This is a genomic window from Nonomuraea sp. AD125B (assembly GCF_041402765.1).
Taxonomy (GTDB): Bacteria; Actinomycetota; Actinomycetes; order Streptosporangiales; family Streptosporangiaceae; genus Nonomuraea; species Nonomuraea bangladeshensis.
Map to the genome: position 1 here is coordinate 1 of NZ_JBGLOU010000016.1, position 18,360 is coordinate 18,360.

15 protein-coding genes are annotated in these 18,360 nt (G+C 72.6%); 4 read left to right on the forward strand and 11 right to left on the reverse strand.

Annotation, left to right across the window (positions count from 1 at the left end; genetic code table 11):
• Both ACBR40_RS35325 and ACBR40_RS35330 read right to left on the reverse strand, forming a co-directional pair.
• The coding region (locus tag ACBR40_RS35325) for an AAA family ATPase (protein ID WP_371251557.1) at window positions 1–1,020 on the reverse strand (1,020 nt) is incomplete at its 3' end.
• A 54-nt stretch (window positions 1,021–1,074) separates the two neighbouring features.
• Window positions 1,075–1,818 (reverse strand): AMP-binding protein, encoded by a 744-nt coding sequence (locus ACBR40_RS35330; RefSeq protein ID WP_371251558.1) that lies wholly within the window; start codon window positions 1,816–1,818, stop codon window positions 1,075–1,077.
• A 176-nt stretch (window positions 1,819–1,994) separates the two neighbouring features.
• Between ACBR40_RS35330 and typA the strand changes: the two genes are divergently transcribed.
• Window positions 1,995–3,845, forward strand: a complete 1,851-nt coding sequence (gene typA / locus ACBR40_RS35335) for a translational GTPase TypA (RefSeq protein ID WP_344206515.1) — start codon at window positions 1,995–1,997, stop codon at window positions 3,843–3,845.
• A gap of 106 nt (window positions 3,846–3,951) precedes the next feature.
• On the opposite strand, the gene ACBR40_RS35340 is transcribed toward typA, so the two are convergent.
• From ACBR40_RS35340 to ACBR40_RS35355, 4 genes are all read right to left on the reverse strand, one after another.
• Entirely contained in the window at window positions 3,952–4,602 is a 651-nt protein-coding gene (locus ACBR40_RS35340; RefSeq protein ID WP_371251559.1) for a DUF2461 domain-containing protein, read from the reverse strand.
• Window positions 4,603–4,644: 42 nt separating this feature from the next.
• Window positions 4,645–5,442, reverse strand: coding sequence for a polysaccharide deacetylase family protein (locus ACBR40_RS35345; protein WP_344206513.1), 798 nt, complete (start codon window positions 5,440–5,442; stop codon window positions 4,645–4,647).
• Window positions 5,443–5,478: 36 nt separating this feature from the next.
• Complete coding sequence (locus tag ACBR40_RS35350) at window positions 5,479–5,784, reverse strand: hypothetical protein (RefSeq protein ID WP_344206512.1); 306 nt, start codon at window positions 5,782–5,784, stop codon at window positions 5,479–5,481.
• A 79-nt stretch (window positions 5,785–5,863) separates the two neighbouring features.
• Complete coding sequence (locus tag ACBR40_RS35355) at window positions 5,864–6,439, reverse strand: XRE family transcriptional regulator (RefSeq protein WP_344206511.1); 576 nt, start codon at window positions 6,437–6,439, stop codon at window positions 5,864–5,866.
• Window positions 6,440–6,533: 94 nt separating this feature from the next.
• Between ACBR40_RS35355 and ACBR40_RS35360 the strand changes: the two genes are divergently transcribed.
• Window positions 6,534–7,376: an EamA family transporter gene (locus ACBR40_RS35360; protein WP_371251560.1), complete on the forward strand. Its 843-nt coding sequence runs from the start codon at window positions 6,534–6,536 to the stop codon at window positions 7,374–7,376.
• A gap of 27 nt (window positions 7,377–7,403) precedes the next feature.
• Window positions 7,404–8,348, forward strand: a complete 945-nt coding sequence (locus tag ACBR40_RS35365; protein WP_371251561.1) for an anti-sigma factor RsbA family regulatory protein — start codon at window positions 7,404–7,406, stop codon at window positions 8,346–8,348.
• A gap of 4 nt (window positions 8,349–8,352) precedes the next feature.
• Here ACBR40_RS35365 and ACBR40_RS35370 read toward each other — a convergent pair whose 3' ends face one another.
• Window positions 8,353–8,937, reverse strand: a complete 585-nt coding sequence (locus ACBR40_RS35370) for a sigma-70 family RNA polymerase sigma factor (protein WP_371251562.1) — start codon at window positions 8,935–8,937, stop codon at window positions 8,353–8,355.
• A 251-nt stretch (window positions 8,938–9,188) separates the two neighbouring features.
• On the opposite strand from ACBR40_RS35370, the gene ACBR40_RS35375 reads away from it, so the two are divergent.
• Window positions 9,189–10,262, forward strand: coding sequence for a PLP-dependent cysteine synthase family protein (locus tag ACBR40_RS35375; protein WP_344206507.1), 1,074 nt, complete (start codon window positions 9,189–9,191; stop codon window positions 10,260–10,262).
• A gap of 43 nt (window positions 10,263–10,305) precedes the next feature.
• Here the strand turns inward: ACBR40_RS35375 and ACBR40_RS35380 are convergent, their stop codons facing one another.
• The 4 genes from ACBR40_RS35380 to ACBR40_RS35395 all read right to left on the reverse strand — a co-directional run bounded on the left by ACBR40_RS35380 (window position 10,306) and on the right by ACBR40_RS35395 (window position 18,230).
• Window positions 10,306–11,190, reverse strand: a complete 885-nt coding sequence (locus ACBR40_RS35380; protein WP_371251563.1) for a DUF72 domain-containing protein — start codon at window positions 11,188–11,190, stop codon at window positions 10,306–10,308.
• 30 nt (window positions 11,191–11,220) lie between these two features.
• Window positions 11,221–12,897 (reverse strand): tetratricopeptide repeat protein, encoded by a 1,677-nt coding sequence (locus ACBR40_RS35385; protein ID WP_371251564.1) that lies wholly within the window; start codon window positions 12,895–12,897, stop codon window positions 11,221–11,223.
• A gap of 267 nt (window positions 12,898–13,164) precedes the next feature.
• On the reverse strand, window positions 13,165–14,340 hold the full coding sequence (gene ftsY, locus ACBR40_RS35390; RefSeq protein ID WP_344206504.1) for a signal recognition particle-docking protein FtsY: 1,176 nt from the start codon (window positions 14,338–14,340) through the stop codon (window positions 13,165–13,167).
• A gap of 53 nt (window positions 14,341–14,393) precedes the next feature.
• Window positions 14,394–18,230 (reverse strand): AAA family ATPase, encoded by a 3,837-nt coding sequence (locus ACBR40_RS35395; protein ID WP_371251671.1) that lies wholly within the window; start codon window positions 18,228–18,230, stop codon window positions 14,394–14,396.
• Window positions 18,231–18,360: the final 130 nt, after the last annotated feature.

Sequence of the window (18,360 nt, forward strand, 5' to 3'; positions counted from 1 at the left end):
CTCCTCAACCCCGTCCCTCCGCCCCATCACCTCAGCGGCCGCGCCTTCGCCGGCGTCAGCGCCCACCCCACCGCGCGCCGTGCTCCCGCCGTCTTTCGCCTCGCGCGCCGCACCACCACCGGCGCCCAGCACCTCGCCGCCGAGGTTGCCCGCCCTGCTCCGCGTCCCACCGCCCACGTCCTGTTCCGCACCGCTCGCGGCCTCCCCACCACGAGCCGCCGCGCCCGGCCCCCCGCCGGCCGGCCCTCCTCTTCCTAAGCTCCCGCCGTCGCCGGCAGCGGCCCCGGCTGCCTCAGGGGGCGCCTTGCCCGGTGGTGACTGACCGCGGTCGCCCGCACCGGCGGAGCCGGGCTCCCGCTCGGGAAGGGGCCATGCAGGGGGCGGGGCGGCGGGGCCGTGCTGGCAGGCGAGGGCGGCGGCAGAACCCGGGACGGGATGAGGGTGGGGGTCCGGGTCAGCTTCCAGGTCAGGATCCAGGGCGAGGTCCGGGCCGGCTTCTGGGTCAGCGTCCAGGGCGAGGTCCGGGTCGGGAAGGTCGAGTGGGGGGACGCGCCAGATCAGCTCGCTGGCGATGCGCAGCGGCTCCCGGCTGGTGGCGAGCACGCTCAGGCGCGGGCAGGCGGCCACCAGCCCCGCCGTCACCTCGGCGCAGGCGTCCACCAGGTGCTCGCAGTTGTCGAGCAGCAGCAGACACCGCAGATCGCGCAGCCGGGCCGTCACGGTGTCGAGCAGCGGCCGCCCGGTCTCGGCCCGCACACCCAGCACGCGGGCGATCTCGGGGACGACCAGCTCACCCCGCCCGAGCCGGGCCAGCTCGACCAGCCAGACGCCGTCCGGGTACGCGCCCGTCAACCCCGCCGCGACCCGCAGCGCCAGCCGCGTCTTGCCGATGCCCCCCACCCCGCACAGGGTGACGACCCGCGTCCGCCCGAACAGCCCGCGCAGGTCGTCGAGGTCACGCTCACGCCCGACGAACCGGTTGGGCTCTGCCGGCAGGTTGTGCCTGGGGGGCTCTGGCATGCGGTCACCCTGTGTCGCGGAAGGATCACACTCTCCCACAGCAGTGTCGCACTTTCACAGGCCGAGTGAGCTCACGATCGCGCGTTCGTCCACGACCCGCAGCAGCGGATCGCCGAGCAGCCGCCTGGCCATGTCGTACGGCGCCACGACCACCGTCGCCCGCCGTTCCTCGGCGAGCACGCGGCACCCGACGAAGCTGGGGTCGTGGGCGACCACGACGTGGGCCCCCGCCATCATGGCCAGATCGATGACCCGCAGGCCGCGGAAGGGCTCGCTGACCGCGCTGACGACGACGTCGTCCTTGTCGATGACGAGCCGGGTGGCGAGCCGCCGCAGATCGCCCGCGAGCTGCAGGTGGTCGAGCACCCGCCCTCCGTCGAACGCGATGGCCGGCCCCGCCAGCGGCCCGAACTCGACGGCCCCTGCGGTCAGCAGGTCGCCGAACGGCCGGGCGCCCGGCGCGCGCTGGAAGGAGAAGACCTGCTCGACCTGTACGGCGGACGGGTCGTGGAAGCCCTGGGTGATCATCATGCGGGCCTTGCCTGCGTTGCCGAGCACGGTGACGCCGCCGGCCCAGGCCACGGCGTGGACGGCGACCGGCAGCGTGGCACCGAGCGGCACGTCGACGAGCACGTGGTCGCCGGTCCGCAGGCCGTGGTGACGCAACCCGGCCGCGGCCCGCGTCACCCGCCGCACGAACCCCGCGTACGACAGCACCTCGCCGGTCCTGACGTCGCTCACCGCCGGATCGTCGCCCTTGATCGGCGCCGACGCCGTCACCAGCTCTGTCCACGTCATGCCCGCCAATTTAGGGAGCGGGCCCGCGCTTGCCATGCGTACAAATGTGCAGCCGGGTATGTAGGTGCGTCCCCGGAGGGACGGGCGACCGAACCTGCCCACAGAAGGGAATCAACTAGAATTGGTGGGTCGCGAGTTCGCGCGGCCGCCCCCACGACAAAGAGCGAGAAGTCATCATGCCTCTGAACAGCCGCGACGACCTGCGGAACATCGCGATCATCGCGCACGTCGACCACGGCAAGACCACACTGGTCGACGCGATGCTCTGGCAGTCCGGGGCCTTCCGCGCCAACCAGGACGTCGACGACCGCGTCATGGACTCCAACGACCTCGAGCGCGAGAAGGGCATCACCATTCTCGCGAAGAACACCGCCGTGCAGCACGGCGGCATGACCATCAACATCATCGACACCCCCGGCCACGCCGACTTCGGCGGCGAGGTCGAGCGCGGCCTGTCGATGGTGGACGGCGTGGTGCTGCTGGTCGACGCCTCCGAGGGGCCGCTGCCGCAGACCCGCTTCGTGCTGCGCAAGGCGCTGGGCGCGAAGATGCCGGTCATCCTCTGCATCAACAAGGTCGACCGTCCCGACGCCCGCATCAGGGAGGTCGTGGACGAGGTCTACGAGCTGTTCATGGACCTCGACGCCACCGAGGAGCAGATCGACTTCCCGATCGTCTACGCCTCGGCGAAGGCCGGCCGGGCCTCCATGAACCGTCCCGACGACGGCGGCATGCCCGACTCCGAAGACCTGGAGCCGTTGTTCGACATCATCAAGTCGACGATCCCGGCGCCCACCTACGACCCGAGCGCCCCGCTGCAGGCCCACGTCACCAACCTCGACGCCTCCTCCTACCTCGGCCGTATCGCGCTCTGCCGCGTCCACCAGGGCCAGATCCGCAAGGGCCAGCAGGTGGCCTGGTGCCGCACCGACGGCTCGATCCAGCGTGTCAAGATCACCGAGCTGATGATGACGGAGGCGCTGGAGCGTAAGCCGGCCGAGGAGGCGGGCCCCGGCGACATCATCGCCATCGCCGGCATCCCCGACATCATGATCGGTGAGACGCTGGCCGACCCCGAGGACCCGCGCCCGCTGCCGCTGATCACGGTCGACGAGCCGGCCATCTCGATGACGATCGGCACCAACACCTCGCCGCTGGTCGGCAAGGCCAAGGGCACGAAGGTCACCGCCCGCATGGTGAAGGACCGCCTGGAGAAGGAGCTCGTCGGCAACGTGTCGCTGCGCGTGCTGCCGACCGACCGGCCCGACGCCTGGGAGGTGCAGGGCCGCGGCGAGCTGGCGCTGGCCATCCTGGTCGAGCAGATGCGCCGCGAGGGCTACGAGCTGACCGTCGGCAAGCCGCAGGTGGTCACCAAGGAGATCGACGGCAAGGTGCACGAGCCGGTCGAGCGGCTGACGGTCGACTGCCCCGAGGAATACCTCGGCGCGATCACCCAGCTCCTGGCGGTGCGCAAGGGCCGCATGGAGCACATGACCAACCACGGCACCGGCTGGATCCGGATGGAGTTCGTGGTGCCGGCGCGTGGCCTGATCGGCTTCCGCACCGAGTTCCTCACCGAGACCCGCGGCACCGGCCTGGTGCACCACGTGTTCGACTCGTACGAGCCGTGGTTCGGCGAGCTGCGCACCCGCGCGAGCGGTTCGCTGGTGGCCGACCGCTCCGGCCCGGTGACGGCGTTCGCGATGCTCAACCTGCAGGAGCGCGGCGCGCTGTTCGTCTCCCCCGGCACCGACGTCTACGAAGGCATGATCGTCGGGGAGAACTCCCGCTCCGACGACATGGACGTCAACATCACCAAGGAGAAGAAGCTCACCAACATGCGCTCCTCCACCTCGGAGGAGACCGAGAAGGTGATCCCGCCGCGCGTGCTGTCGCTGGAGCAGGCGCTCGAGTTCATCCGCGAGGACGAGTGCGTGGAGATCACCCCCGACGCGGTGCGCATCCGCAAGGTCGTGCTCGACGCCTCCTCCCGCGCCCGCGCCGCGGCCCGCGCCAAGCGCGCCTGACACCCGCGCACAGCGGGCCTGAGCCGCACGTCAGCGGGCCTGTCGCTCGCGCGCAGCGCTCAGTGCCCGCGCGCAGGGCTGAGTGCCCGCACAACGGGCCCGACGCTCATCGGCGGGGCAGTTCGCTGCCCCGCATGTGGGCGCAGAGCCAGTCGACCAGCGGCGCGAAGTCGCGCCACGCCGCCGCCACCCGCTCCCGCGCCCCGGCCGTGGACACCCAGGGCTCGGGGTCGAAGCGGATGCCCGCGTACAGCGACTTGTGGCGCAGCAGCCCGATGCGGGGATGGTCGTCGTCGAAGCCACGCGGCCGGGTCTTCAGCCGCGCGCCCTCCACGGCGTAGCCGGCCGCCGTGAGGGCGTCGGCGAGGGCCGCGAGCGGCTTCCCCGACAGGTCCTCGTCCACGGCCGCCCGGTAGCGGGCGACCTGGTCGGACGCCTGCGTGTAGCAGCCGCCTGCGACGTACAGGCCCGCCGCGCTGATCTCCACGTAGAGCCCGATGCCGGGCAGGCGTTCGACGAACGCCCCTTGATGCGTCTTGTACGGCGACTTGTCCTTGGCGAACCGCACGTCCCGGTGCGGCCGGAACAGGTGGGCCGGCCCGAACTCGGCGGCCAGCTCGTCGGTGAGCGCGAGCATGGGCGCCCGCACGGCCTCCTCGTAACCGCGTCTGTGCTCGGCGAAGTAGGTCTTGGAGTTGTCGGCCTCAAGTCCCTCGTAGAACAGGAACGCCTCGTCGGGAAAACCGGTGAAACCCATGCCGCCAGAGTGCCACGTCGCACCGACAGGGCGGCAATCCGATCACCGGCGCTCGGTGTACTCCCTGCCGGGCACGGGCGGGCGGCCGTACAGCTCGGAGACCGTGACGAAGGTGAACCCCCTGCGGGCGAGCGTGTCCAGCAGGTGGGGCACGGCCCGGACGGTCGTGGGGTGGATGTCGTGCATGAGGACGATCGAGCCGGCCTTGGCCCGCCCCGCCCGCCGGGCCACGATCTCGGAGACGCGGTCGCGCCAGTCGAGGGTGTCGAGGTTCCACAGGATCTGCGCCAGGCCCTCGCGGCGGGCCTCCCTGGCCACGTGCGCGTCGGTGGCCCCGTACGGCGGCCGCATGAGCCGCATCCGCACCCCGGTGAGCCGCCGCACCAGCTCCCCGGTGCGCCGCAGCTCGCGCCGTACCCCATCGTCGGACAGCCCGGTCAGCGCCGGATGGCTCCAGGAGTGGTTGCCGATCTCGTGGCCCTCGCGCACGATGCGCCGGGCGAGATGCGGGCCGTGGTCGGCGGCCACCATCTGGCCGAGCACGAAGAAGGTGGCCAGGACGCCGCGCCGCCTGAGCATGTCCAGCAGCCGGCCGGTGTGCTCGCCCGGCCCGTCGTCGAAGGTGAGGGCCACGCACTTGATCCGCCCGCAGTCGTACGAGCGGGTGCGCGGCCAGCCGGGCTGGATGGCCGCCAGCCGCTTGGCGAGCCGCTCGGGATCGACGTGGGCCGCCCGCATCGGCACGATCGCGGGCGGCCTGGCCGCGCGCCGGTGCGCCGCCGACTGGGTGACGCAGGCCACCAGGGCGAGCAGGGCCAGCGGCAAGGCCCATACACGCATGATTCCCCCCGAGGCGCCACAGGCGGGGGGCTCACATCATGGATAGTCCCGGGCCGGCGTCCCCCGCAGCTCCCTGGCCAGGTCGTCCCACCAGAGTGGGATATCGGCCTGCAATTCCTGGTAGCGGCGCGCCACGCGTATGGCACATCCGACCGGATCCGTACCCAGATGCCGACGTTTCACCAGTCCTTCCTGCCATCGGTAAAAACCATCTCTATAGCGCACGACCAGTCCGATCCACACGGGGATGGTCTCGTCGTCGCCCAGTTCGTACGCGCTGACGACGCCCCGGCCATGAAGCTCGGCGTGCAGCTTCTCCGTCGCCGCTCGGGCCTCACTCATACGCCACCTCCTACCTGCGGCTGTCCAGGACACGGGGTAATCATGAAACTCCGGCGGGTGATCCGCAGGCCGTTCGACGTTATTGGTCATGCGTCTCGCGCGGCTCGGCGACGACCATGACGATCCGCAGCTCGGCGGTGCCCTGATTGGCGTAGCGGTGGGGGCGGTCGGCGGTGAACAGCACGGCGTCGTCCTTGCCGACGACGTGGCTCTTGCCGTACACGGTGAGGGTCAGCTCGCCCTCCAGGACGGTCACCATCTCGCGGGTGCCGGGCGGGTGGGCGTCGCCGTCGTGGTGGTCGCCGGGGGCGATGCGCCAGTCCCACAGCTCCAGGATCATCGGCGAGTCGGCGCCGACGAGCAGCCGGGCCTGCACCCCGTCCTGGGTGAAGGTGACCACGTCGGACTTGTCGACGATGCGCACCACGGGCGCGTCGCCGACCTCGACCAGCCGGGCCACGGTCACGCCGAGGGCGGAGGCGATCCTGGTGAGCGTGGACACGCTGGGGTTCGTCCGGCCCTGCTCGACCTGGACGAGCATGCCCCGGCTCACGCCTGACCGGGCGGCGAGCTGGTCCAGCGTGAGCCCCCGGTAGGAGCGCAGGTAGCGGACGTTGCTGGCGATGGCCTGGTTCATGAGCTCGGGGTCTTCCATGCAGTGCAGTGTAGTGATATTCAGGGACAACGCACTGCACTCAATGTGTTGTACTGGATGAGCAACACATTGGACTCCCGGAAGGAGCTGACGGATGACCGCGGTGATCCTCGCGACCGCCTGCGCGGTGGTGTACGGCACCGCCGACTTCTTCGGCGGCCTGGCCACCCGGCGCACCCAGGTCCTCGCGGTCGTCGTGCTCTCGCAGCTCGCCGGTCTGGCGCTGATCCTCGTCCTGCTGCCGGTGCTGCCCGGCACGCCCGGCGGGCCGGCGCTGCTGTGGGGCCTGGCCGCCGGGCTGTCGGGCGCGGCCGGGCTGGCGCTGTTCTACCGGGCGCTCGCCACGGGCGTGATGTCGGTGGTCGCGCCGACCACGGCGGTGACCTCGGCGGCGCTGCCGGTGCTGTTCGGGCTGGCGACCGGCGAGCGGCCGGAGTTCTGGGCGCTGGTGGGCGTGGCGCTGGCGCTCGGCTCAGTGCTGCTGGTCAGCCAGGACCGCTCGGCCGGCGGAGAGAAGAGCCCCTCCGGCGGGCTCGCGACCGCGCTGCTGGCCGGCGCCGGGTTCGGCGGGTTCTTCATCCTGCTCGCCATGGCCCCCTCGGACGCCGGGCTGTGGCCGCTGGTCGGGGCGCGCCTGTCGTCGGTGACGGCGGTGACGCTGGTGGCGCTCGCCACCGGGCGCGCGCTGCGGCCACAGGCGGGGGCGGGGGCGCTGCGCGTGATCGTGGCGGCGGGCGTCCTGGACATGGTCGCCAACGTCCTCTACCTGCTGGCGCAGCGGCAGGGGCTGCTCAGTCTCGTGGCCGTGCTCGTCTCGCTCTACCCGGCCAGCACGCTGCTGCTGGCGAGGCGGGTGCTCGGGGAGCGGCTGAACGGCATCCAGGTGACGGGCGTGGCATGCGCGCTCGGCGCGGTGGCCCTGATAGCCGTTGCGTAGCCCCGGCGCGCTTGTTACGTTTCGCCCGTGCGGCCCGACCGGGCACGGATCAATGGCGAGGGTCTGAGGCACGTCGGCGTGCCGTACGACTCCGAGGACGCCTATGTCCGGCTCGTGGTGCCGCGCGTGCGGACCGCCCTGACCGAGGGCCGGCGCGTCCTGGTGATCGCCTGCCCCGACAACCTGGACCGGCTGACCGACGCCCTGGGCCGCGACGCCGGGCACGTGGACCGGCGGGTGGCGGCCTCCTGGTACGCGCACCCCTACCGCACCGTGGCCGCCCTGCACGACTACGCCCGGGGCCGGCGCACGCTCGTCGTCGGCGAGCCGGTCTGGGAGGGCAGGAGCGAGCGCGAGGTCCGCGAGCTGATCCGCCACGAGTCGGTGCTCAACGCGGCGCTCGCCCCCTACGCGGCCCTGCTGTTCTGCATGTACGACCTGCGCCGGGCTCCCCCGGCCGCGCTGGAGTACCGCGAGGTCAACCATCCGCTGCTGCTCGACGCGGCGGGCGAGACGCCGAGCGCCGGTTTCGTCCCGCCGGGAGAGCTGGTGCTGAGCGGCGACCGCGGGCCGCTGCCCGACCCGGGGCCCGGCGCGGTGACGATCCGCTTCACCGCCCGCGAGCTGAGACGGCTGCGCCACAGCGTCGGCGAGTGGGCGCGGACCGCCGGGATGGCCGGCGATCTGGTGACGTCGCTGGTCATCAGCGTCTCGGAGATCGCCGCGAACAGCGTGGAGCACGGCGCCGGGTTCGGCACGATCACGATGTGGAACGCCGGCGGCGAGCTGATCTGTGAGATCGCCGACCCCGGCGGGGCTCTGGACGACCCCTTACCCGGCTACATACCACCCGAGCCCGAGTCCCCCAGGGGATACGGGCTCTGGATCAGCAGGCAGCTCTGCGACCTGGTGGAGCTGCGCGCGGAAGGCGGCGTGCTGCGCGTCCGCCTTCATCTGTCCCTGGGCGCGTGAGCGCTCAGGCGGCGCGCTGGCTGGGCACGCGCAGCGCGCCCTCCTCGCGGGCGTAGTCCTCCAGCATGCCGCGGAGCTGGCGACGGCCCCGGTGCAGGCGGGACATGACGGTGCCGATGGGCGTGCCCATCCGCTCGGCGATCTCCTTGTACGCGAACCCCTCCACGTCGGCCAGGTAGACGGCCACCCGGAAGTCCTCCGGCAGGGAACGGAGCGCGTTCATCACCACGCTGTCGGGCAGCCGGTCGAGCGCCTCGGTCTCGGCCGAGCGCAGACCCGTCGAGCTGTGCGACTCGGCGGCGTGGAGCTGCCAGTCCTCGATCTCCTCGGCCGCGGACAGCTTCGGCGAACGCTGCTTCTTGCGATAGTCGTTGATGAAGTTGTTCGTGAGGATGCGGTGCAGCCACGCCTTGAGGTTGGTGCCCTCACGGAACTGGTGGTAGGACGTGTACGCCTTGGCCACCGTCTCCTGGACGAGGTCCTCCGCGTCGGCGGCGTTCCGGGTCAAGCGCATGGCGGACGCGAAAAGCTGCGACGTCACGGGCACGACATCGCGCTCGAACCAGTCCTGGCGCTGCTCATCGGTCATGGTGATCAAAGTTTCATTCCCCCTTGCGCTGTCCCCCGTCTCGGCAAAGGCCGTCTGCCGACGTTCTCATCATGGCAAGTCCCTGCTAAGGGACGCGTTAGCGAGAGTCCGCCAAGGTCAGAAGGGGTTTCCGTCCATCTGCTCGCGGCGTGCATCATCACGTCCACGGCCGGACAAGTCTCGTTATCATAACACTACCCACCCAATTCCGCAGTAATAGTGGCCAGCATCACAGGGGATAGCGTAAGAGCATGATTTTCGTAGACCGTCACGACTCGCGTACGCGCCGCTGGGTGGCGGAGGCCATACTCAAGGTGGAGGCCGATGCCAACCGGAGTTGCGACACACACCTTCACGTCTTTCCGCTGCCCTCGCACTGGGGAGTAAACCTCTACTTGAAAGACGAGTCGGTGCACCCTACAGGTTCACTCAAACACCGACTCGCTCGCTCTCTGTTCCTCTACGGTCTGGCCAACGGCTGGATCGGGCCCACGACCACCGTCGTCGAGGCCTCCAGCGGCTCCACGGCGGTCAGCGAGGCCTACTTCGCCAGGCTGCTGGGCCTGCCCTTCATCGCGGTGATGCCCGCCACCACCTCGCCGGAGAAGATCCACCTCATCGAGTTCTACGGCGGCAAGTGTCATCTCGTACGCGACCCCGCCACGATCTATGACGAATCTCACCGCCTGGCCGCCGAGACCGGCGGCCATTTCATGGACCAGTTCACCTACGCCGAACGCGCCACGGACTGGCGCGGCAACAACAACATCGCCGAGTCCATCTACTCCCAGATGGCGATGGAGCCGCACCCCGAGCCGGCCTGGATCGTCGTCGGGGCGGGCACCGGCGGCACCTCCTCCACCATCGGCCGCTACATCCGCTACCGTCGCCACCCCACGCGCCTCGCCGTGGTGGACCCCGAGGGCTCGGCCTTCTACCCGAGCTGGACCACCGGCGACGCCACGCTCACCGCGCCCGGCTCGCGGATCGAGGGCATCGGCCGGCCGCGCGTCGAGCCGTCGTTCCAGCCGTCGGTCATCGACCGCATGATCGCGGTGCCCGACGCCCGCTCCATCGCCGCCATGCACTGGACCCGCGAGGTCACCGGGCTCGACGTCGGCGGCTCCACGGGCACCAACCTGGCCGCCTGCGTGCAGCTCGTCGACGAGATGCGCCAGGCGGGCGAGCGCGGCAGCGTCGTCACGCTCGTCTGCGACAGCGGCGACCGCTACAAGGGCACCTACGGCAACCCCGACTGGCTCGCCGCGCAGTCGCTCGACATCGAGCCGCACCTCGCCGAGCTGCGCGCCTGGCTGGACCAATAGCGCTGGCTGGACCAATAGCGCCTGGCTGGACCAGTAGCGCCGCTCAGCGGTCCGCGCCCAGCAGCTCCGCCAGCCGGGCGGCGTTGCGCTGGGAGTTGTCGCCGCAGCAGTTGTTGGTGAGCACGTGCGTCACGGCCGCCCGCTCCGACAGTCCGGCGATGCGCTGCGCCCAGTCGCGCAGCTCGTCCTCGTCGTACAGGTAGCCGAACCGCTCCTCGATGACCTTGCTCGTCCACCGCTCGGAGTGCCCGTGCAGGCGGACGACGGCGAGGTCCGAGGTGGCGGCGAGCACGGGCGGCACGGACGACGGGTGCCCCTGCGGCATGTCCACGCACACGTACGGCAGGTCGTGCGCGGCCAGGAAGTCGAGCGTGTCCTCCCGGTGCGCGTCGTCCATCCAGGCGGCGTTGCGGAACTCGACGCAGATCCGCATCGGCCGGCACCGGTCGCGGCAGCGCAGCAGATAGCGGCGGTTGCTCTCCCCCGGCGGGAACCACGGCGGGAACTGGAACAGTAAAGCGCCCAGCCGCCCCGCCTCGTGCAGCGGCGTGAGCGCGCTCAGGAACCGGTCCCACACCTCCTCCACGATCTCCGGCGGCAGGTCGCGCTGGTAGAGCGTGCGCTTGGGGCTGTCGCCGAGCGCCACGCGTAAGTCCTTGTGCAGCGCGTCCGGCCGGGTCGGGTGCTGGGTGAGCAGGGAGAACGCCTTGACGTTGAAGGTGAACCCGTCCGGCGTGCGCTCGCGCCACAGCTCGGCGGTGCGCCGCGCGGGCGGGTGGTAGTAGGTGGCGTCCACCTCGACGAGGGGGAAGCGGCTCGCGTAGTGGGCCAGCCTGGCCTCAGGGGTCCTGGCCTCCGGCGGATACCAGCCGGAGGCGAGCAGCGACTTGTCCGTCCACGACGCGGTGCCGACGAGGATCTTGCCCATCGCCGCCACGTACCCCGTGCGGACGCCGACTCACACCTCGGTCAGCGCGCGTCCCACGTCCTCGTCGCCCGGCGCCAGGTCGGCGGCGCGCAGCAGATCCCGGCGCGCCCGCTCGGGCAGGCCCGCCGCCCGCAGCACCACCGACCGGTTGAACAGCAGCTCCGCGCTCTCCTCCACGGCGAGCGCGCGGTCCAGGTCGGCCAGGGCGCCCTCGTGGTCGCCGCGCTCGTGGGCCAGCTCGGCGCGGCCGGCCCATGCTGCCACCAGGCGCGGGTCCAGCTCCAGCGCCCGGTCGTAGGCGGCCCGCGCCTGCTCGGGGTGGCCCTCGGCCTGCTCGACCTGGCCGAGCACGCACAACAGGTGCGGGTCGCGCGGCGCGGCCGCCAGCCCGGCCTGCGCGTCCTTCCTGGCCAGCGCGTACGCCCCGGTCGCCGCGTGGATCCCGGCCCGGTTGACGTAGGCGGGGGCGAAGGCCGGGTCCAACTCCAGCGTGTGGTCCAGGTCGGCGCGGGCGCCCGCCAGATCGTCCGCCGCGTAACGCAGCTCGGAACGGTTGTAGTACGCCTCGGGGAAGGGCGGGCTGAGCCGCATGACCGCCTCGTAGTCGGCCAGCGCCTCCGCCGGGCGGCCGAGCCTGTGCAGCAGGTTGCCCCGGTCGAGGTAGTAGTCGGGGTAGCCGGGATCGGCGGCGATCGCCCGCCCGTAGTCGGCCAGCGCCTCCTCATGCCGACCGGCCATGGCGTGGAGCTGGGCGCGGTTGGCGTACAGCACGAGCCGGTGGATCGGGTGCTCGCCGGCGAGGTCGGTCTCGGCCAGGTCGATCGCCCGCTCGACGAGCTCCATGGCGGCCTCCGCGCGGCCCCTGCGCACCTCGACGAGGGCCTTGCCGTTGAGGTCGAAGCCCAGGTGGAAGGCGCGCTCGCGCGGGTCGGGCAGCAGGGAGGTGATGGTGACGGCCTCGTTGACCCAGGCCAGCGCCTCCTCGGGGTCGCGCCGGGCCGGGTCGTGGTGTCGGACGAGGATCATGGCCGTGGCGTAGGCCATCGTGGCGCGGTGCCTCGGGTCGGTGACCCGGCGGCGGGCCTCGTCGTAGAGCGCGCGGGCCTCGTCCTCGCGCTCGACGGCCTCCAGCGCGCCGGCGACGCGTTGCAGCAGCCGCTCCCAGCCGCCGGGGTCGTCCTCGTACGCCGTCGCGCGCAGCCTCGCCAGCCCCGACTCCGCCATGGCGTGGTGGAAGCCCTCGTCGCGGTAGCGGTCGAAGTCCTCGGGCAGCGGCCCCGCCGACGGCGCGGACGGGCCCTCCTCGATCCGCAGCAACGCGGGGTCGAGCCGGCGGCGCAGCACCGCGACCAGCTCGGCGTCGGTGGGGTCGGCCTCGGCCAGGTTCGTGACGGTGACCGCGAGCGGGCCCGTCCTCACCAGGTGGTCGCGGACGAACTCGGCGAGCCCGTTGGCCAGCCGGAGCGTACGCCGCGCCCCGGGAACCAGCACCCGCTGGGACCGGGGCAGCGCGTCGGCCAGCGAGCGCCTGCGGGCCGGCACGAGGGGCCGCAGGGCGGGCGCCGCCGCCCTGATCTCGATGTCGTACGCGGCGGGCAGCCCGGACCCGCTCTCCAGCGCCTCGGGGACGAGGCGGCCGAGGAGCGCGGCGGCGAAGGTGTAGGGGCCTGCGACGCGGCGGTCCGCGTCGATGACGATCGTGTTCACGCGACCTCTTCCGGTGCGGCCGGCGCCTCTGTGCGGGGAGGCGCCGGCGCGGTCGGCTCAGGACATGTGCCTCGGCGCGGCCGCGGCCGTGACCTTCATGGTTCCTGGCCGGTGAACGACGATCTTCTTCATGGTGGCGCCCTTTCACGTGCTCATGACCAGAGGATCATTGATGACCGGTACATGTCAGCACACGCAAAACTCACCCATCAAGGCATCTTCTGGTAAGGGCCCTTACATGACCTGATAGGTCCTGACCGTAATCGATCACTCACCCAGAATCGCGTCCACGAAGACCTCCGCGTCGAACGGCGCCAGGTCGTCGGGGCCCTCGCCGAGCCCGACGAGCTTGACCGGGACGCCCAGCTCCCGCTGCACCGAGATCACGATGCCGCCCTTGGCGGTGCCGTCGAGCTTGGTCAGCGCGATGCCGGTGATGTTGACGACCTCGGCGAACACCTGGGCCTGGCGCATGCCGTTCTGCCCGGTGGTCGCGTCGAGGACGAGCAGCACCTCGTCGACCGTGGCCTTCTTCTCGATGACCCGCTTGACCTTGCCCAGCTCGTCCATCAGGCCGGTCTTGGTGTGCAGGCGGCCGGCCGTGTCGACGATGACCGTGTCGACGTGCTCCTCCATGCCCTTGGCGACCGCGTCGAAGGCCACCGAGGCCGGGTCGGCGCCCTCGGGGCCGCGCACGGTGTCGGCGCCCACGCGCTCGCCCCACGTCTGGAGCTGGTCGGCCGCGGCGGCGCGGAAGGTGTCGGCGGCGCCGAGCATGACCTTCTTGCCGTCGCCGACCAGCACCCGCGCGAGCTTGCCCGTGGTGGTGGTCTTGCCGGTGCCGTTGACGCCGACGACGAGCACCACGGCCGGCCGCTCGCCGTGCTTCTGCACGTGCAGGGTGCGGTCGAGATCGGGGTCGATCTGGGCGAGCAGCTGCTCACGCAGCAGCTCCCGCACCTCCGCGGGCGTGCGGGTGCCCAGCACCTTGACGCGAGTGCGCAGCTCCTCGACGATCACCTGCGTCGGCGCGATGCCGACGTCGGCGGTGATGAGACGCTCCTCGATCTCGTCCCACACCTCGTCGTCGAGCCGGTCGCGGGACAGCAGCTCCAGCAGGCCGCGCCCGAGCGCGCTCTGCGAACGGGCCAGCCGCGAGCGCAGCCGCACCATGCGGCCGGCGGACGGCGGCGGCACCTCGATCGCGGGGGCGACGACCATGGGCTCCGCGGGCGGGGCGGGCGGCGGCAGCGTGGTGGTCGCGCCACCCTCGCGCTCCTCGCCCGCCGCGGGCGGCTGCTCCTTCTCCTCCGGGATCGGGAGGGTCTCGGGCGGCTTGACCGGCGGGGCCTTACGGCTCGGCCGCAGCAGCAGGAAGAGACCGCCGGCCGCCAGCAGGGCGACGACGGCCACGATCACGATGACGCCGAGGTAACTCTCCACAACATGTCAGTTTTCCAGATCGACTGTCATGGTCACGCCCAGGGCCACACCGTTCAGGCCGACTCGCGCTCTCTGAGCCGCTGGCTGACGACCTGCGTCACCCCGTCGCCGCGCATCGACACGCCGTAGAGGGCGTCGGCGATCTCCATCGTGCGCTTGTTGTGCGTGATGACGATCAGCTGCGAGCTCTGCCGCAGCTCCTCGAAGAGCGTGAGCAGCCGCTGCGTGTTGGTGTCGTCGAGGGCCGCCTCGACCTCGTCCATCACGTAGAACGGCGACGGCCGCGCCTTGAAGATCGAGATCAGGAACGCCACCGCCGTGAGCGAGCGCTCGCCGCCGGACAGCAGCGACAGCCGCTTGACCTTCTTGCCCGGCGGGCGGGCCTCGACCTCGATGCCGGTGGTCAGCATGTCGTCCGGCTCGGTGAGGACCAGCCGGCCCTCGCCGCCGGGGAAGACCCGGGTGAAGATCTGCTCGAACTCGCGGGCGACGTCCTCGTAGGCGGAGGCGAACATCTGCTCCACCCGGTCGTCGACCTCCTTGACCACGGTCAGCAGGTCGCGCCGGGTCTTCTTCAGGTCCTCCAGCTGCGAGGTCAGGAACGCGTGCCGCTCCTCCAGCGCCGCGAACTCCTCCAGCGCGAGGGGGTTGACCTTGCCGAGCTGGTTCATCTGCCGCTCGGCGGCCCGCGCCCGCTTCTCCTGCTCCTCGCGTACGTAGGGGACGGGCGGGTCGCCGGGCACCGGGGCGTCGGGGCCGTACTCGGCGAGCAGCGACTCGACCTCGACGCCGAACTCCTCCAGCGCCCGCTGCTCCATCTGCTCCAGCCGCAGCCGCTGCTCGGTGCGCGCGACCTCGCTGCCGTGGACGCGGTTGACCAGCTTGTCGAGCTCCTGGCCGAGCTCGCGCACCCGCAGGCGCACCTGCTTGAGCTCGGCGTCGATCGCGACGCGGGCGAGGTCGGCCTCGTCGCGCTCCCTGGAGGCCAGCGCCACCGACTCGGCGAGGGCCGCCAGCACCCGCTGGGCGCCCTTGCTCACGGCCTCGGCCAGCGCCGCCTGACGCCGCCGCCTGGCCCGCTGTGCCGCGGCCTGGGCGCGCTCCTCGCGTTCGCGGCGGGCGGCCCGCAGCAGGCCGTCGGCGCGGCCCTCGACGCCCTTGACGCGCTCCTCGGCCGTGCGGACCTGGAGGCGGGTGTCCATCTCGCGTTGCCTGGCCGCCTCGCAGGCGGCGGCCAGCTCGTCGCGCAGGTCGGTGGTGGGCTCGGTCTCCAGCTCCTGGGCGTATTCGGCCTCGGCCAGGCGGATCTCCAGCTCGGCCAGCTCCTCCAGGCCCTCGGCGCGGGCCGCCTCGGCCTTGGTCACGCTCGCGGTCAGGCGCTCGGCCTCGGCGCGGGCCGCGCCCTCGGCGGCCTCCAGCTGGGCGAGCCGCCGGGCGGCGGCGGCCGTGCGCTGGTCGGCCTCCCGCTGGCGGCCCCTGACCTGGTCGAGCGCGCCCTGGGCGGCGCTCACGCCGGACTGGGCGGTGGTGACGGCGGTCTGGGCCTCGTTGACCCCGGCCTGGGCGGCCTCCAGCGCGGCCTGCGCGCGCTGCTCCCCGGCGATCGCCTCGTCCAGCGCCGCCGCGGTCTCCTCGGCCCGCGCCTCGGCCTCCTCCAGGTCTCTGACGGCCTCGTCGAACGCGGCGCGGACCTGGAGCACGGACTGCCCGCCCGCGGCCCCGCCGCTCGCCACCCGCGCGCCCACGACGTCTCCCGCCATGGTGACGGCCCTGAGCCGCGGGTGCAGCTCGACCAGCTCCCGCGCCGCCTCCAGGTCGGCGACCACGGCGACGCCGTCGAGCACGTGGTCGAGCGCCGGCCGCAGGTGATCGGGGACGGTGACCAGCTCGGCGGCCCACCGCGCTCCCGCGGGCGCGGCCCCGCGCGCGCTCCCGGCCCGCGCCCTGTCAGGCCCGCCGGGGCCGCCCGGCCCACCGGAGCCACCCGGATCGCCAGGGCCGTCCGGCCCACCGGAGCCACCTGGATCGCCAGGGCCGTCCGGCACGCCGGGGCCGCCCGGCGCGCCGTGGCCGCCCGGTCCGCCGTGGCCGCCGGGCCTGTCGGGGCGTGCGACCAGCAGGGTGGCCTGGCCGGAGTCGTGCTCGCGCAGCAGGGCGAGCGCCTCCACGGCGGTGTCGATGGTCTTGACGGCGATCGCCTCGGCGACCGGGCCGAGCACGGCGGCGACCGCCGCCTCGGCGCCCGGCGTGACCTGCAGGGCGACGGCCAGCGGCCCGAGCACCCCGGCGAGGTCGGCCTCCAGCAGCGCGGCCCCGCCGTCGCCCCTCGCCAGGCCCAGCTCCAGGGCGTCGCGGCGGGCGGCCAGCGCGGCCACCGACCGCTGTGCCTCCTGGTCGGCGGAGCGCGCGGTGGCGACCGCCGCACGGGCGGCCTGCAGCGCGGAACGCGGCCCGTCGAGCGCGGCCTTGGCCTCCTCGGCCGCCGCCCTGGCCGCGTCGGCGACCGCTCGGGCCTCCTCGACCAGGGCCTGCGCCGTGGCCAGCTCCTCGGCCAGCGCGGGATCGACCGCGGGCTCCTCCAGCCGCTGGGTCTCCAGGTCCTCGCCGGCCTGCCTGGCGCGCTCGGCGGCCTCGGCCACGGCCTGCTGGAGCCGGCCGATCTCCTCCTCGGCGGCGCGGGCCCTGCTGCGTACGGAGTCGACCTGACCGCGCAGCTTGGCCAGGCCCTCGCGGCGGTCGGCGGCGGCCCTGGCGGCCAGCGCGAGCCGCCGCTCCTCGGCGCTCAGCTCGGCCTCGTGCCCGGCCCGCGCCTCGACGGCCTCCTCCAGCAGCTCGCGTGCCTGCTCCAGCTCGGCCCGCAGCACGAGCTCGCGCTCACGCGCCTCGGCAGCCTCGCGTTCGAGGTCTTCCGGGTCGCGGCCGCGCCGCTCGATGGAGGCGGCGTCGAGCGCGTGGCGGTGCCGCTCGGCGGCGAGCTGCTCCAGGCCGGTGGTGCGCTCGCGGAGCGAGGACAGCCGGAAGTAGGTCTCCTGGGCGGCGGCCAGCCGGGGCTGGGCCTCGGCCTCGGCGGCCTCCAGCGCGGCCTCGCGCTGCTGGGCCTCGGACAGCTCGGCCTCGACCTGGGCCCGCCTGGCCATGATCGCGGCCTCGTCGGCGGCCTCGCGCTCCAGGGTGGCGCGCAGCGTGCAGACGTCGTCGGCGAGCAGCCGCAGCCGGGCGTCGCGCAGGTCGGCCTGGATGACGGCGGCCTTGCGGGCGATCTCGGCCTGCCTGCCGAGTGGCTTGAGCTGGCGGCGCAGCTCGGTCGCGAGGTCCTGGACGCGGGTCAGGTTGGCCTGCATGGCGTCCAGCTTGCGCAGCGCCTTCTCCTTGCGCTTGCGGTGCTTGAGCACGCCGGCGGCCTCTTCGATGAAGGCCCTGCGGTCCTCGGGACCCGCGTGCAGCACGGCGTCGAGCTGGCCCTGGCCGACGATGACGTGCATCTCGCGGCCGATGCCCGAGTCGGACAGCAGCTCCTGGATGTCGAGCAGGCGGCAGGTGTCGCCGTTGATCGCGTATTCGCTCTGCCCGGACCGGAACATCAGCCGGCTGATGGTGACCTCGGTGTAGTCGATCGGCAGCGCGCCGTCGGTGTTGTCGATGGTCAGCGTGACCTCGGCGCGGCCGAGCGGCGGCCGGGAGGAGGTGCCGGCGAAGATGACGTCCTCCATCTTGCCGCCGCGCAGCGACTTGGCGCTGTGCTCGCCCATGACCCAGGCGAGGGCGTCCACGACGTTGGACTTGCCCGAGCCGTTGGGGCCGACCACGCAGGTGATGCCCGGCTCGAAGCGCAGGGCGGTGGCGGAGGCGAAGGACTTGAATCCGCGCAGGGTGAGGGTCTTCAGGTACAAAAGCACGACCCCCTTCTCCCTGACCCGGACCTTCGGAAAAGCCTACTGGTCCTGGCCACCCGGCGCAGGCGGCACCGGGTGGGACAAGGGCAAATAGCAAGGGACGCCTCGTCGAGACGTCCCTGGGTCT